The organism is Pelagerythrobacter marensis, from assembly GCF_001028625.1.
Lineage (GTDB): Bacteria > Pseudomonadota > Alphaproteobacteria > Sphingomonadales > Sphingomonadaceae > Pelagerythrobacter > Pelagerythrobacter marensis.
The window spans coordinates 1,294,332-1,309,403 of record NZ_CP011805.1; the positions used below are offsets into that span (position 1 = coordinate 1,294,332).

Here is a 15,072-nt window from a genome sequence, read left to right on the forward strand (position 1 = left end):
GGAAATAGTGCGCCTCGGCGCAAACGACAAGTAGAGTCCCCGCGGAGGCGGGGACCTCAGGCATTTGCGGAGCGCCGGCGGCCCGAGCCCCCCGCCTCCGCGGGGGCTCAGGCTATCCCACCGGGCGGCGCGCGCGAAGGGCCTGCGCCAGCGTGCCTTCGTCGAGATAGTCCAGTTCCCCACCCACGGGCAGGCCATGGGCCAGCTGGGTCACCCGTACGGGCAGGTCCTCCAGCCGCTCGGCAATGTAATGGGCCGTCGTCTGCCCTTCGAGCGTGGCGTTCATCGCCAGGACGATTTCGTCCACCCCGCCTTCGCGCACACGCTCCAACAGGGTGCCGATCGTCAGATCCTCCGGCCGCACGCCGTCGAGCGCCGACAGCCGCCCGCCGAGCACGTGGTATTTGCCCGTGAACAGCTTCGCCCGGTCGAGCGCCCAGAGATCGGACACGTCCTCCACCACGCAGATGGAGCGCGCGTCGCGCCGGTGATCGGCGCAGATGCCGCAGGGTGCGCGGGTATCGATATTGCCGCACACCGGGCATTCGACGAGCTTGTCCTTCACCTCGCCGATGGCGACGAGCAATTGCTCCAGCGCGGTTTCGCGCCGCTTGACCAGCCACAGCACCGCACGCCGCGCCGACCGCGGGCCGAGCCCGGGCAGCCGCGCGAGCGCCGATGCCAGGTTCTCGATCTCTTGCGATGCCATGAGCCGGGAGATAGGGGCTGCGCGTCCGCAACGAAAGGTGGCAGACCCGCTTATGCGCATCGTCTTTATGGGAACGCCCGATTTCGCAGTGCCGGCGCTGAAGGCGCTGCACGCGGCCGGGCACACGCTTGTCGGCGTCTATAGCCAGCCGCCGCGCCCGGCCGGACGGGGCAAGAAGCTCCAGCCCTCGCCGGTTCAGCGCGAGGCGGAGATACTCGACATTCCGGTGCGTTCCCCGGTCTCGCTGCGATCGGACGAGGTGCAGGCGGAATTCGCGCAGCTTAAGCCGGACCTAGCGGTGGTTGCCGCATATGGATTGATCCTGCCCCAGGCCGTGCTCGACATCCCGACTTATGGCTGCCTGAACATCCACGCCAGCCTGCTGCCGAAATGGCGCGGCGCCGCGCCGATCCAGCGCGCGATCCTGGCGGGCGATTCGGTCACCGGGGTCACCATCATGCAGATGGAGGCCGGGCTCGACACCGGCCCCATGCTCGCCACCGCCCGCACTCCTGTGGAAGACAAGACCGCTGGCGAACTGACCGAAGAACTGGCGGAAATCGGCGCGCAACTGATGGTCGGCACACTGATCGACCTGCCTGCCCTGCAGCCCGTTCCGCAGGACGATGCAATGGCGTCCCACGCGCCGAAGATCGACAAGGCGGAGGCGCGGATCGACTGGTCGCACGATGCCGAAGCGATCGAGCGCCAGGTGCGCGCCTTCGCCCCGTTTCCCGGGTCATGGTTCACCCTGGGTGGGGAGCGGATCAAGATCCTCGCCGCCGACGTCGTCGCGCAAGAGGGGACGCCGGGGGTGGTGCTGGATGACGATCTCGCCATCGCCTGCGGCTATGCCGCGCTGCGTCCGACACGCATCCAGCGCGCGGGCAAGCCGGCGATGGAAGTGGCGGCTTTCCTGCGCGGCCGGGCAGTGCCGACAGGAATGATGGTGGAATGACCTGCACTCTGCACGACCGCGGGAGCTACCGATGACGAGGACGCCGATCGCCCATTTCATTCTGTTCGCCGCGCTTGCGCTCGACCTCGCCCCAACGGGCGCAGCCGCTGCTGCCGAACCTGACCCGGCCGAGCCGGGCCCGGCGGTCGAACGCTACGGCGTGGACCTCGAACACTTCGTCTACCCCTGGCCGGTCGAGACCATGCCGGTCGAAGTGGGCGAAAGCAGCGGACAGATGGCCTTCATGGACCTCACCCCCGAAAGGCCCAACGGGCGCAGCGTGGTCCTGCTGCACGGCAAGAACTTCTGCGGCGCGACCTGGCACGACACGGCCCAGGCGCTGCGGGAGGCCGGCTATCGCGTGCTGATCCCCGACCAGGTAGGCTTCTGCAAGTCGTCCAAGCCGCGCGAGGCGCAATATACCTTCGCCATGCTGGCATCGTTCACGCGCAAGCTGATGGAGCGGCAGGGGATCGCGCAGGCCGCGATCGTCGGCCATTCGACCGGCGGGATGCTGGCGATGCATTTCGCCCACGCCTATCCGGAAGCGACGCGACAGCTCGTGCTGATCAACCCCCTCGGCCTGACCGACCGCATGGCCGAAGGCGTGCCCTACGTGCCCCTGTCGCAATTGATCGAGCAGGAGCGGGCGAAAGATTACGAGGCGATCCGCCGCTATCAGCTCGACACTTACTATCACGGCAACTGGCAGCCGCGTTACGACCGGTGGGTGCGAATGCTGGCCGGGCAATATGCCAGCGGCGACGCCGTGGCCCATGCCCAGGCCAAGACCAGCGAGATGATCCTGACCCAGCCGATCTCGCAGCACATCGAACGCATCGCCATGCCGGTAACCTTGATGATCGGGATGCGCGACACCACCACCTTCGGCAAGGGGCAGGCCCCGCAGGCGGTGCAGCAGCGGCTGGAGGCGATCCCGGCCCTCGCCATGTCCGCCGCGCCGCGTTTTCCCGCAGCGACGCTGGTGACGTTCGACGATCTGGGCCATTCGCCGCAAGTCGAGGCACCCGACGTGTTCGAGCCGCGCCTGCTCCAGGCGCTGGCCCGGGGCGAGAACCGCGCCGCCACCGGGATATGACCCGCTTCGCCCTCACCCTCGAATTCGACGGCACGCCGTTCATGGGCCTGCAGCGCCAACCGCACGGGCCCAGCGTGCAGGAATCGGTCGAGCGCGCGATCCGGGCGGTGACGGGCGAAGAGGTAACGCTTCATTCGGCGGGGCGGACCGATACCGGCGTCCACGCACTGGCCATGCGCAGCCACGTCGATATCGAAAAGCCGTTCGAACCGTTCCGGCTGATGGAGGCGCTGAACGCCCTGCTTCGCCCCGATCCGATCGCGGTAACTGGCTGCCAGATTGTGCCGGACGAATGGCACGCGCGCTTTTCGTGCACCGGGCGGGCTTACGAATACAGGATCGTCAACCGGCGGGCGCCGCTGACGCTGGAGCGGAACCGCGCCTGGCAGGTGCCACAGCCGCTCGATGCCGAGGCCATGCATCGGGCGGCGCAGGCGCTGGTCGGGCGGCACGACTTCACGACCTTCCGCTCCGCCCACTGCCAGGCCGCCAGCCCGGTCAAGACACTCGACCGCCTGGCCGTGCGCCGCGCGGGCGACGAGGTTCTGATCGCAGCGGAGGCGCGAAGCTTCCTCCACCATCAGGTCCGCTCGATGGTCGGCTGCCTTGCGCTGGTGGGCATGGGCCGCTGGCCGGTCGGGCAGGTCGCCAGCGCGCTGGCAGCCCGCGACCGGCAGGAACTGGGCTTCAACGCGCCGCCCCACGGCCTGTACTTCGTGAAGGCGACTTATCCCGGCGAGAGTTGACCTAACGTCACCCTAGCCAAGCGCGACGGGCCGGCCTAGCGATAGGCGCAATCGATCCGGAATCGAACTGGGAGAATGCAGATGACCACCACCGGCAAGCAGCTTTTCACCACTCTTGAAAGCGACGGTACGCTGACCGTCGAAATCGCGCAGAGCGAGTTTCCCGATCCCACCGGCAACCAGGTGCTGGTCAGGATGGAAGCCGCGCCGATCAACCCCTCTGACCTCGCGATCCTGACGGGCGCGGCCGATTTCGAGAATGCCGACTATTCGCCCGGCAAGGTCGTCGCCAAGATGCCCGAGCCGTTCAACTCGGGGCAGAAAGCCCGCCATGGCCAGCGCCTGCCCGCAGGCAATGAGGGTGCCGGCACCGTCGTCGCCACCGGCGACAGCGACATGGCCAAGGCGCTGATGGGCCAGCGGGTCGCTTGCGTGCCCGGCACCGCCTACAGCGAGTACGCGATCGCCGATGCTGCGATGTGCCTGCCGCTGGGCGATCACAGCGCCGAGGCCGGCGCGTCGAGCTTCGTCAATCCGATGACCGCGCTCGGCTTTGTCGAAAACGCCAGGATGGATGGCCAGAAGGCGATCCTGCACACCGTCGGTGCGTCGAACCTCGGCCAGATGCTCAACCGTATCTGCCTCGAAGACGGCATGGGCCTCGTCAACATCGTCCGCAAGGACGAGCAGGCGAAACTGCTCAAAGACCAGGGCGCGACGCATGTCGTGAACTCGTCGGACGACGACTTCCTGAGCCAGCTCAAGGCGGCGATCGACGATACCGACGCCTTCTACGGCTTCGATCCGATCGGCGGCGGCAAGATGGTCGATACCTGCTTCAAGGCGATGGAACAGGTCGCGGTCGGCAAGATGACCGAATATTCGCGCTACGGTTCGAACCAGCAGAAGCGCATGTTCATCTACGGGCGTCTCGACTTCGGGCCGACCACGCTGACGCCCAGCTACGGGTTCGGCTGGACCCTGTCGGGCTGGCTGCTGACGCCGTTCCTGCAGAATGCAGGGATGGAAACCGTAATGCGGATGCGCAAGCGGGTGCTCGACAACCTCAGCACCACTTTCGCCAGTAAATACAAGACCAAGGTCGATCTGGAAGGGATGCTGACCAGGGACGCGATCCTCGACTATCGCCAGATGAAGACCGGCGAGAAATATCTCGTCACGCCGCAGGGCTAAAACACGGCAGCCTTTCCCCGCCCCGGCATGTCGGGGCGGGGGGACGGCGACTATCCCCCGTCGAAAGCGCGCTGAATGACGGCGGGATCGCTTGCGCCGCTCGCCAGCAGCAATTGCAGCAGAATGCGCGCCTTTTGTGGATTGAGCGCCCGCCCTGCGACAAATCCGTGCACATCGTCGTCAGGTTCGCGGTCGACGAAACCCTCGTCGGCCCGGCTGGCCCGGACCACGCAGATGCCGCGCGCGGCCAGAACGGCCAGTTCCTCGCGAACCAGGTCGGGCATATTCCCCTCCCCCACCCCCGCGATCACAATGCCGCGCGTAGTCTCGGCGACCTGTCGCCGCAGATCGCCCGCATCGAACCCTGCGTGGATATAGGCAATCGGCACCTCCGGGAACGCCGACGGCCAACCGAACGCGGCCTCGTTTCCCCTGCGCCAGGGGGCACCGAACCATTCGAGCGAGGCCGGCGTCACCAGCCCGACCGATTCGCGGGGGAAGCCGCGAAAAGCCTCCGTCCCGCGGGTGCGCACCTTGTAAACGTCGCGCGCGGCGAACACGCGGTCGCCCATCACCACCAGCACGCCGCGCCCCGCCGCATCAGGATCGTTCGCAACCCGCACCGCATTGGCGAAATTGCGCAACCCGTCATACCCGACGGCATCCGCCGGACGCATGGCCCCGACCACGACCACCGGCTTGTGCGCGGGCAACGTCTGGTCGAGCAGGAAGGCGGTTTCTTCCAGCGTATCGGTTCCGTGCGTCACGATAACGCCGCAGCAATCCGTTTCCGCCAATGCCGCCTGCGCGGCGTCATGCAGCGTGTTCCAGACAGCCGGACCGATATTGGCCGAATCGATATTCGCGATCTGCGTGCCGGACAGTTCCCCGCCGAGGCCCAGACCGCCGACTTTCTCCAGATATTCGTCGATCCCGATTTCGCCCGCGCGATAGTCGTGCCTGATCGCGGATCCGGCGATCCCTGCGATCGTGCCTCCGGTGGCGAGGATGCGAATGTGCGGCTGGCTCATACCTCTGCGCCCTAGCGCCGCGAGATCATCAGGCCAACGGCAATTGATTATCCGGCAGCGCACGCTATGTGCTGGCGCTCCCGTGGGGCGGTTAGCTCAGTTGGTAGAGCATCTCGTTTACACCGAGAGGGTCGGCGGTTCGAACCCGTCACCGCCCACCAGGGACCGGGGGGAATGATCATGCGACTTTTCGCCAGCCTGGGTTTCGCCGGCGCTCTCGCAGCCGCCCTGTCGGTTCACGCGGCAGAGCCTGCGGCGAACGAACTGACCATAGAAATCAACCACTTGCGGAACGGCAAGGGCATGATCCATGCCTGTCTGACGCGCGACCACGATCATTTTCCCGATTGCGCCGCCGACACCGATGCCCTTCGCCTGAGCGTGCGGACACGCGATGCCGGCGCGTTGCGTTTCCGGGGCGTTCCCGGCGGAACATATGCCCTGTCGATCATTCACGACGAAAACGGCAACGGCAAGCTCGATACCTTCGCGAAGATCCCGCGCGAGGGTTACGGCTTTTCCGGTAATCCCCCGGTACGGTTCGGCCCGCCGAAGTTCGAAGAGGCCCGGTTCGAACTGACCCCTGGCCCCAATCGCCAGCAGGTGCGCGTACGCTACCTGCTCTAGCGGATCAGGACGAACCGGCGGCGTCGAGATACTGGCTGGGTGCAGTGCCGAAAGTGCGGCGAAACATCGAAGCGAACCCGCTTGTGCTTTCGTAACCGACTTCGAACGCCACCTGAGTGATTGAAGCCCCGGCCGCCAGCAGCGACAGCGCCTCCATCAGCCGCACCTGCTGACGCCAGACCGCCAGCCCCATGCCGGTTTCCTGCTTGAAACTGCGGGTAAGCGTGCGTCGGCCCATTCCTGCGATCTTGGCCCAATCGTCCAGCCCCCGCGGATCAGATGGGTTGGCGAGGATCGCATTGCAGACCCGCAGCAAACGGCGATCGGTGGGCATGACCACCTGATAGGGGGCGTTGGGCATCCGCGCGACTTCCCCCAGAAGCAGCGAGATAATCGCCCCCTCGCGCCCTTCCAGTTCGTACAGGGCCGGGAACTCCACCACTTCCAGGATCAGGGCGCGCAGCAGGTCCGAGACTTCGAAGACCCTGCAACCAGTATTCACATGCTCGGGCGACAGTTTGAGATAGAGCGTGCGAAGCGAGACCGGGCCGCGGCAGGCCACCTCGTGCTCCACACCCGCCGGCAACCAGACGGCACGCTGCGGCGGCACCACGAAGCTGACGTCGCGGGTGCGAACCGCCATTACGCCGGAGGATGCGTAGAGTAGCTGAACGAAATCATGGCTGTGCATGGCGTCGACGAAGCCCGCGGGGTACTCGTCGCGCAAGGCAATGACCGGCCGATCCAGCGAAAGGACGTCTTCGCTTTTCTTCATGGCCCATTCCCCCCAGATTGCGCCCGATCTTCTCGTACAGGCCAACGTGCCGCATGTGCAACAATTCCGGCCCAATGGCCTGTCTCTGCGGAAAACTGGCCCGAAATCATCGCCTTTTTGGCGCGGGCAGAAGGTATCACCGGTTCAATAACCGGTGGATGAGGATGAAAACCGTGAGCAGCACCCCAATGTCGCGCATTGGCGACGACCCGATCGATCCTGATATTCGCCGTTTCGTCGATGCCGTGAATGCGGCTTATGCCGAATTCGCCGGGCAGACCGGTCAGGACCATGCCGCGCGCCGCGCAGTGGCCGAGCGGGTTCGGGAAAAATGGCGCAGCGGCGGCCCGGAAATGGCTGAAACCCGGGAGATGGAAGTAAACGGCCTGCGGGTCAGGGCTCACCGGCCCAGTTCGCAAGCGACCGGGCCGGCCATGCTCTACATCCACGGTGGGGGCTGGACTTTGTTCAGCATCGATACGCACGATCGGCTCATGCGCGAATACGCTGCACGCGCCGGGATCGTGGTCATCGGCGTGGATTACAGTCTGTCACCGGAAAGCAAGTTTCCCATCGCGCTGGAGGAAATCGTCGCCACGATCGACTGGATGGAGGCTGAAGCGGAGTCGCTCGGGATCGACCCAGGCCGCATATTGGTCGGCGGCGATTCCGCGGGTGCCAACCTGGCGGTGGCCGCCTGCATCGTGCGCCGCGACCGGGGGCGCAGCCGATTGGCCGGCATGGTGCTCAACTACGGCGCCTTTGCCGCCGAACCGACCGACAGCTATGATCGCTTCGATGGCGATCTGTTTTCTCTGGAAAGGGCGGAGATGGATGCGTTCTGGGATAATTACGTAACCCGTCCAGAAGACCTCGCGAACCCGCTCGTCGCCCCCCTCCACGGCGATTTGCACGATCTGCCCCCGGCATTTCTGGCAATCGCTGAATGCGACATTCTGGCCGATTGCAATCTGGAAATGGCGCGAAAGCTCGCTGCGGCCGGGGTCGAGACGGAAGCCAAAGTCTATGTCGGCGCAACGCACAGCTTTCTGGAAGCGATGTCGATCGCCCCGCTGGCGTCGCGCGCGCTGGACGATCAGGCAGCCTGGATCGCCCAAACCCTGGCCAGGGACGATGGACGCCCGTGAAGGTCTTCTTCGACACTCGCCAGAACGACCATGCCCCGGCGCGTGAAATGCATAATGGCGCCTGGATGCCCTATTCGGAGCAACCTTCGCGCGCAGCGGCCATTCTGAACCAACTGGCGGACTTCTGCCCGGCCCGCGACCACGGCATCGATCCCATTCTGGCGGTCCACGACCGGGCCTATGTCGACTTCCTGAAGGTCGCCCACGCCGACTGGCTGGCCGCCGGGCGGGAGGGCGATGCGATCGGATATACCTTCCCGGTCGTGGCCCGTCGTCCGTTGCGGCTGGATCGGATCGACGCCCGGCTCGGTGCCTATAGCTACGACGCGGGAACGCCCATCGCAGCCGGGACGTGGGACGCGGCCTACTGGTCTGCGCAAACCGCGCTGTCGGCGCTGGATGCGCTGGCCGCGGGGGAACGCCATGCTTTCGCGCTATGCCGCCCGCCGGGCCACCATGCAGGGCGTGATTACATGGGCGGCTACTGCTACCTCAACAACGCCGCAATCGCGGCAGAGGCGGCGAGATCGCAGGGCTTTTCCCGGGTCGCGATTCTCGACGTCGATTACCATCACGGTAATGGCACGCAGGATATTTTTGCAGAGGATGCGGACACGTTCTTCTGTTCCATCCATGCCGATCCATCGACCGACTATCCGTTTTACTGGGGACATGCCGACGAGGATGGCATTGGTGCCGGCAGGGGAGCCACGCTGAACCTGCCGCTACCTCGCGGAACGGGCGGAGAAAACTACCTGGCCGTTCTCGACAGCGCGATGGCTGCAATTGCCGCGCGCACACCCGACCTTCTCGTTCTTTCGTTCGGTGCCGACACGCACGCGAGCGATCCGATCTGCGCGTTCGATCTCGACCGAGACGATTTTCGGGCCATGGCACGCCGCATTGCCGCGCCGGGCATTCCGGTCCTGATCGTGATGGAAGGCGGATACGCGGTGGACGATCTGGGCCACAATGTATCTGCCTTCCTGTCCGGATTTACAGCCTGAAATCAGTCGAAGTTGAACCGCAGGCTGGCCCCGATGGTCCGCGGGCGTGTGACCGATCCGGCGAAGCCGAACGGCGCGTTCAGAACACCATATGTGTCAGTCAGGTTCTTGACGAACACGCCAAGCTCCAGCCCCTGCGCCACCTCGGCGGAAGCGTTGAGATCGATGATATGATAGTCACCCTTCTCCAGCGTATTGCCGAACGCGACGGGCGCTTCCGACAGGTAGCGATGGGCGAATGCAATCCGGGGCCGCATCGGCGCATCGGAAAAATCGAACTCGATCTGGTTGGCAACGGTCAGCTCCGCCGCGCCGGGCAGACGCGTCCCCGCAGCATAGCCCCCTCCGGGCGCGAAACTGTCGGGTAGCATCTGCGAAAGCCGGGCGTCGTTGTAGCTGACGCTGGTGCTGAGGTTGATGAAGTCCACCGGACGCACATTGATCGCGGCCTCGATCCCGTCGATGTCCGCGCCGCCGCCATTGGTGGTATAGGCGTCGAAATCGACCGGCGTGAACAGGCGCACCTGAATGTTCTTCCAGTCCATGTGATAGGCGGTGAGGTCGATCGTCACCCGTTCCTGAGCGCCGGTGATCCGCAGGCCGATTTCGTAGTTCGCCGTGCTGTCGCTGTCGAAATTGAGCGGGGCGCCGGAAGCGGCGGCATAGACATTGGTCCCGCCGATCCTGAAGCCTTCCGAATAGAGCGCATAAACCATCAGCGTATCGTTCGGCGTGTAGGTGAGCGACACCTTCGGAATGAAGCCCGATTCCTTCTTCTCACCCGGCTGATAATCGAATGGCGGGATCAGGTCGGCGTTGGGCAGATATTGCAGCCGCGGACTGGACCGATATTCGAAAACGCGCCCGCCGGCCGTCAGCTTCAGGACATCGGCAAAAGTGTACGACGCTTCGCCGAACAAGGCGATTTCCTGCACCTCGTTGCTGTCGACCGTGCGCTGGATGAAATCGTCCGGCGCGATTTCGCTGGAAGGCTGCCCACCGAATTCACCGGGATTTGCGTCGATATAATCGCCGATCCCCTCGATATAGGCGAAACCGGTCCCTTCGGCGTCCAGCTTGGTATAGTTGGCGCCGACCAGCCATTCGAACGCACCGCCGTCGATGGAAGTCAGGCGCAATTCCCCGTACTTCGTTTCGGACTTGCCGGTAGAACCGGAAAGCTGCGGGGTGCCGGTTCGCGGGTCGATGCCGACGAAGATGGAATCGTCGAACGCAAGGTCGCTTTCCTTGCGAACGTAGCTGCCAAGCGCGCTGAGCGTGGCGAACCCCAGATCCTGCTCCAGACGCAGGCTGTGCAACTGGAAATCGGTCTTCTGATATTCGGGCACGTTGGTGTTGCGCTCGAAGGTTTCGGGATCGTCGTTGAACACGACATAGGTCTGATCGTCGAGGTCGTATTCCTGATACATGCTGAGAATGGAAACGGTGGTCGTGTCGGTCGGCGTCCAGGCCAGCGAACCTCGCAGACCGCGCACCCGCAGATCGTTGCTGCCATCCACACCGGTGCCGACGTTGTCGAGATAGCCGGCATCATACCGCTCCAGGGCGACGAGCCGGACCGCGAGCCGATCGCGCACGATCGGAACGTTGACCATGCCCTTGATGCCATAACTCGCCTCGCCAGCGCGCCGCGTGCTCGACAGGATGCCTTCAAATCCGGCCTCGAGCCGGGTCGTGTCGGCCTGCCGCGCGACGTAGTTGATCGCCCCGCCCAGCGAAGACGATCCGAACAGCGTGCCTTGGGGACCGCGCAGAACCTCGACCCGTTCCAGGTCGAACGTATCGACGTCGGGAATTACCAGCGGAAATCCGGGTTCGATCAGAGGGACTTCGTTGAGGTAGTAGCCCGTCGTCGCCTGGTTCGCCTCGTGATAGGTGGTGGACGCGACCCCGCGGATCACGACTTCGGACACGCCCGGCTGGTAATTATTGAACACGACCCCCGGCACGCGGGTGATGTAGTCGGACAGGTCCTGCGCGTTGAGCTCCTGAAACTCCTCCGCCGTCACCGCCGAAACCGATCCTGCAATTTCGCGCAGGGATTCGTTGCGCTTCGTCGCCGTCACGATGATTTCGGGCCGCGACGCGTTTGCCGCCGACTCTGCCGCATCTTCCTGACCGGATTGCGCGTGAACTGTCGTTGCGGCTGTGAGAGCCATTAGCGAAACACCACATGCGGTGGCGGCTCCGACCGGTGAGAAGGCCATGATAGATGCTCCCTGAATGCTTTTTGGCGTCAGGACCGGAGGCTATCACCTCCCAAAAGCGTGGCGGCAGAGGTCGGGCCAGTTTTGCGCGGGATCGGGCCACTCGGGTCATTCCATCGTCACAAGCGGAGGCTAACCTTATCGGTTTGGCCCGTTCGATGCCCTCGGTGACCCGTTCCGCTCGGTAGGACGGCTCGGCTAGCATATGCTCGCCCAGCAACCGGACCGGGCAAAGGACGAATTCGATGAACCACTCTCTGCGATCGAGCCGCCGCGCGTTCCTGGCCGGCTCTGCGCTCGGCACTCTCGCGCTGAACGCGCCTGCCGTCGCGAGGCAGGGGATGTCGCAGCCATCGGCCTGGCCGCAATTGTCGCCGCCGCGCCCTCCCCGCATTCCCAACCTGATCGAGCAACTGGGGCGCGAACGCGACGATCCTTACGCCTGGATGAAATATGTCCCGCAGACCGGTGCCCGCTCGCCGGAAACGCTCCCCGAACCGGTGGGCCGGATGCTGGCATCGGAAAACGCTTATGCGAAGGCCATGCTCGCACCCGTCGAGGATGAGCGGGACGCATTGCTTGCGGCAATGATGGCGCGCGCCGCCGGGGGCGTGAATCCCCCTCCGTTGCGCCGCGGCGGTTGGGAATATTCCGCCGCTATCCCGCCGGGCGCGCTCCATCCGGTGCACATCCGGCGCCGCGATGGCGGCCCTGCCGAAACGGTGCTGGACGAAACCGAGCGCGCCAGCGGGCAATCCTATTATCGCAGCACCGACCATCAGCCGAGCCCCGACCACCGGTATTTCGCCTGGGCCGAGGACGTTATCGGCAACGATCGCCATCGCATCGTGGTGCTCGACACGAAAAGCGGCACGACACGGACATTGGTGGAGCGCGATGCCTATGGCTATGGCGCGCTGACGTTCTCCCCCTCCTCCCGCTGGTTGTTCTGGATCTGGCGCGACCGGCACAATCGTCCGACCCGCCTGTACCGAACCGCGGTGGATGGGAGCGCGACCGAACTCGTTTATGAAGAAAGCGATCCGGCGATTTTCATGAGCCTGCGGCGAACAGCGGCCGACGGTTTCGTTGCGCTGACCCTGTCCGGCCCGGAAGTGGCCGAGGTCAGGCTGATCGCAGCAGGCGCCGAAACCGCACCCCCGCGCGTCGTGCTGCCGCGAAGCGCGGGCGTGGTTTACGAAATCGACGAGTGGGATGGCAGCCTTGTTGCCGTGACCGACCGTGACGGGGCCTTCGACCGCAAGATCGAACGTCTCGATCCGGAAACGTTCGAACCCCTGGAGACGCTGGTACCCCATCGTGCCGGACGGCCGATCGTCTCGGTCCTGCCGTTCCGAAAGGCTCTCGTCCGGCTCGAACGTGTCGACGGCCTGCACCGGATCTTGCTGGTGAAGCCGGACGGAACCGAGCTCCCGCTCGCGTTTGACGATCCGGCCTATGCGGTCACGCTGCCGGCGGGCCAGGATTACAACGCCGGACAGGTGATGATCGTTCACCAGTCGCCCCGTTCCCCCCGGCGCTGGATGCTGGTCGATCTCGACCGCGGAACACGTCAGGAGGTGCGGCGAGAAACGGCTGCCAACTTCGATCCGGAAGACTACGAGGTAGAGCGGCTTTTCGCACCGGCACCGGATGGCGAACGCGTGCCGATCACCGTCCTTTCACGCAAGGGCACGCCCAGGGACGGCAGCGCGCCCCTGCTGCTCTACGGCTACGGAGCCTACGGCGTTTCGAGCGACCCGGAGTTTTCCATCCCCGCAAGCGTGCTGGTCGACAAGGGCTGGCGCTACGCCATCGCGCATGTTCGTGGCGGCGGCGAACTGGGGCAGCGCTGGTTCCTTGGCGGACGACGGTTTCACAAACGCAACAGCTTCACTGACTTTATCGCCTGTGCGACGCATCTCGCACGCGAGGGCTATAGTGCACCGGGCCGGATCGTCGCCTATGGCCTTTCCGCCGGTGGCTTGCTGGTGGGTGCCAGCATGAACATGGCCCCGGGCCTGTGGGGCGGTGTAATCGCAAAAGTTCCTTTCGTGGACATGCTCAACACCATGAGCGACGCCGATCACCCGCTCGTGCCCCTCTTCCGGCCCGATTGGGGCGACCCGCTGGCCGATCCTGCGGCATACGACTACATCGCCTCGATCTCGCCTTACGAGAACGTTCGCCGAGCCGCCTATCCGCCCCTGCTGTGCACGGCTGGCCTGAAGGACGATCGCGTTGCCTATTGGGAACCGGCAAAACTCGTCGCGCAGGTTCGGCACTTGTCCACGTCCGGCAATCCAGCAATGTTGCTGACCGATATGCATGCCGGCCATCAGGGCAGCGCCGATATGCGCAGCGAGTTTTCGGAAATGACGCTTTTCTGGGCCTTCGCGGAGCGCTGCGTTGCAGATGGAGAGGCAGGATGACCACATCGGCGCGCGATCCCCACGAACACTATGACGCGGCCGACGTACGGGCGCTGATCGAAGAAAATCCGCTGGCCTGGGTCGTGGCGGGGGGCGGCTCGGAAGCGACAACGTTGCCGCTGATCGGAGAGTTCGGCGAAGAGGGCCAGCTTACTGCGCTCGTCGGCCATTTCGCGCGCGGAAATCCGATCGAAGATGCGCTCTTGACCGATCCGCGTGCGACGATCCTGTTTACCGGGCCACAAGGTCATATTCCCACCCGGCTGGCGCTTCGCGACAACTGGGCACCAACATGGAACTATGCGCGAGTAAGGGTCGATGCCGAAATCACGCTCACGCCCGAACGCACCGGGCAGGCGGTGGATCTCCTGCTGCAAGCGATGGAAGGTTCTGGCGAAGACGCCTGGTCTGTCGATGCCCTCGGCGATCGCTATGCGGGAATGATCGCGCGTATCGTGGGTTTTCGGGCAGTGGTCACGCGAGTGCGCGGACGGTTCAAGCTGGGCCAGGGCGAAGATCTTGCGACGTTGCAATCGATCATCGCGGGGTTGCCAGATCGCGAACTCGCCCGCTGGATGGAACGTTTCAACGCCGACCGCCTGCAGCAGTAAGCCCGCCGCGGCCCGGTCGTCTATTCGATGACTTCTGCAATCGCCTCGCGAACATCGGGGCCGGACCAGTCGTGCTCGCCCACCACGCGCCAGACTTCGCGGCCGCTCGCGTCGTAAAGCACGGTGGTCGGCAGACTCTGGCTTTCAAGCGCGAAGCCCAGTTCCAGATCCGGTTCCATCCACGGTTCGAGGTGGTCGAAGGCCATGCTGGCGAAGAAAGGCGCGACCTTGTCGGCACCGCCCATGTCTTGGCTGACCGTCACCACGCGCAGGCTGTCGCCATATTCGGCGGCGAGGTCGTCGAGCTGGGGCATTTCCTTGACGCAGGGCGCGCACCAGGTCGCCCAGAGGTTCAGCAGGATTGGCCGGCCCTGCGCCGCCGCCAGGTTGAGGGTGTTTCCCTGCGGATCGGTCACCGCAATCGCCGGCATCAGGTCGCCGGCACTGCTGCGATCGAACGTCGCGCCCAAGCCTGCCTTGTCCTCCGCCAATTCGTCGCCGTCTTGC

14 protein-coding genes and 1 tRNA gene are annotated in these 15,072 nt (G+C 64.8%); 10 read left to right on the forward strand and 5 right to left on the reverse strand.

From position 1 onward, the window contains the following. Window positions 1–112: 112 nt before the first annotated feature. Complete coding sequence (gene recR / locus AM2010_RS06220; RefSeq protein ID WP_047806329.1) at window positions 113–709, reverse strand: recombination mediator RecR; 597 nt, start codon at window positions 707–709, stop codon at window positions 113–115. Between the two features lie 52 nt (window positions 710–761). On the opposite strand from recR, the gene fmt reads away from it, so the two are divergent. From fmt to AM2010_RS06240, 4 genes are all read left to right on the forward strand, one after another. Next, on the forward strand, window positions 762–1,667 hold the full coding sequence (fmt, locus tag AM2010_RS06225; RefSeq protein ID WP_047806330.1) for a methionyl-tRNA formyltransferase: 906 nt from the start codon (window positions 762–764) through the stop codon (window positions 1,665–1,667). 31 nt (window positions 1,668–1,698) lie between these two features. After that, the gene (locus AM2010_RS06230; RefSeq protein ID WP_082132814.1) at window positions 1,699–2,766 is read left to right on the forward strand and encodes an alpha/beta fold hydrolase; all 1,068 of its coding nucleotides are present in this window, start codon (window positions 1,699–1,701) and stop codon (window positions 2,764–2,766) included. Next, a complete protein-coding gene (truA, locus tag AM2010_RS06235; RefSeq protein WP_047806331.1) occupies window positions 2,763–3,512 on the forward strand; it encodes a tRNA pseudouridine(38-40) synthase TruA in 750 nt (249 codons plus the stop codon). The genes AM2010_RS06230 and truA overlap by 4 nt, the downstream gene beginning before the upstream one ends. An 81-nt stretch (window positions 3,513–3,593) precedes the next feature. After that, window positions 3,594–4,706, forward strand: a complete 1,113-nt coding sequence (locus AM2010_RS06240; protein ID WP_047806332.1) for a zinc-binding dehydrogenase — start codon at window positions 3,594–3,596, stop codon at window positions 4,704–4,706. Window positions 4,707–4,756: 50 nt separating this feature from the next. On the opposite strand, the gene AM2010_RS06245 is transcribed toward AM2010_RS06240, so the two are convergent. Next, window positions 4,757–5,737, reverse strand: a complete 981-nt coding sequence (locus AM2010_RS06245; RefSeq protein WP_047806333.1) for an asparaginase — start codon at window positions 5,735–5,737, stop codon at window positions 4,757–4,759. 85 nt (window positions 5,738–5,822) lie between these two features. On the opposite strand from AM2010_RS06245, the gene AM2010_RS06250 reads away from it, so the two are divergent. Together AM2010_RS06250 and AM2010_RS06255 are read left to right on the forward strand one after the other, a co-directional pair. Continuing rightward, window positions 5,823–5,898: transfer RNA gene (locus tag AM2010_RS06250), tRNA-Val, on the forward strand. Between the two features lie 13 nt (window positions 5,899–5,911). Next, a complete protein-coding gene (locus AM2010_RS06255; protein ID WP_082132815.1) occupies window positions 5,912–6,364 on the forward strand; it encodes a DUF2141 domain-containing protein in 453 nt (150 codons plus the stop codon). Between the two features lie 4 nt (window positions 6,365–6,368). Here AM2010_RS06255 and AM2010_RS06260 read toward each other — a convergent pair whose 3' ends face one another. Then, window positions 6,369–7,139 (reverse strand): AraC family transcriptional regulator, encoded by a 771-nt coding sequence (locus AM2010_RS06260; RefSeq protein ID WP_047806334.1) that lies wholly within the window; start codon window positions 7,137–7,139, stop codon window positions 6,369–6,371. Between the two features lie 173 nt (window positions 7,140–7,312). On the opposite strand from AM2010_RS06260, the gene AM2010_RS06265 reads away from it, so the two are divergent. Further along, window positions 7,313–8,287, forward strand: coding sequence for an alpha/beta hydrolase (locus AM2010_RS06265; protein WP_236699423.1), 975 nt, complete (start codon window positions 7,313–7,315; stop codon window positions 8,285–8,287). Beyond that, on the forward strand, window positions 8,284–9,294 hold the full coding sequence (locus AM2010_RS06270) for a histone deacetylase family protein (protein WP_047806336.1): 1,011 nt from the start codon (window positions 8,284–8,286) through the stop codon (window positions 9,292–9,294). The genes AM2010_RS06265 and AM2010_RS06270 overlap by 4 nt, the downstream gene beginning before the upstream one ends. A gap of 2 nt (window positions 9,295–9,296) precedes the next feature. Here the strand turns inward: AM2010_RS06270 and AM2010_RS06275 are convergent, their stop codons facing one another. Then, on the reverse strand, window positions 9,297–11,474 hold the full coding sequence (locus AM2010_RS06275; protein ID WP_053043973.1) for a TonB-dependent receptor: 2,178 nt from the start codon (window positions 11,472–11,474) through the stop codon (window positions 9,297–9,299). Window positions 11,475–11,767: 293 nt separating this feature from the next. Between AM2010_RS06275 and AM2010_RS06280 the strand changes: the two genes are divergently transcribed. Continuing rightward, window positions 11,768–13,954: a S9 family peptidase gene (locus tag AM2010_RS06280; protein WP_053043975.1), complete on the forward strand. Its 2,187-nt coding sequence runs from the start codon at window positions 11,768–11,770 to the stop codon at window positions 13,952–13,954. Continuing rightward, window positions 13,951–14,565: an FMN-binding negative transcriptional regulator gene (locus AM2010_RS06285; RefSeq protein WP_047806338.1), complete on the forward strand. Its 615-nt coding sequence runs from the start codon at window positions 13,951–13,953 to the stop codon at window positions 14,563–14,565. The genes AM2010_RS06280 and AM2010_RS06285 overlap by 4 nt, the downstream gene beginning before the upstream one ends. 20 nt (window positions 14,566–14,585) lie before the next feature. Here the strand turns inward: AM2010_RS06285 and AM2010_RS06290 are convergent, their stop codons facing one another. Beyond that, complete coding sequence (locus AM2010_RS06290) at window positions 14,586–15,056, reverse strand: TlpA family protein disulfide reductase (protein ID WP_338047418.1); 471 nt, start codon at window positions 15,054–15,056, stop codon at window positions 14,586–14,588. Between the last annotated feature and the right edge of the window lie 16 nt (window positions 15,057–15,072).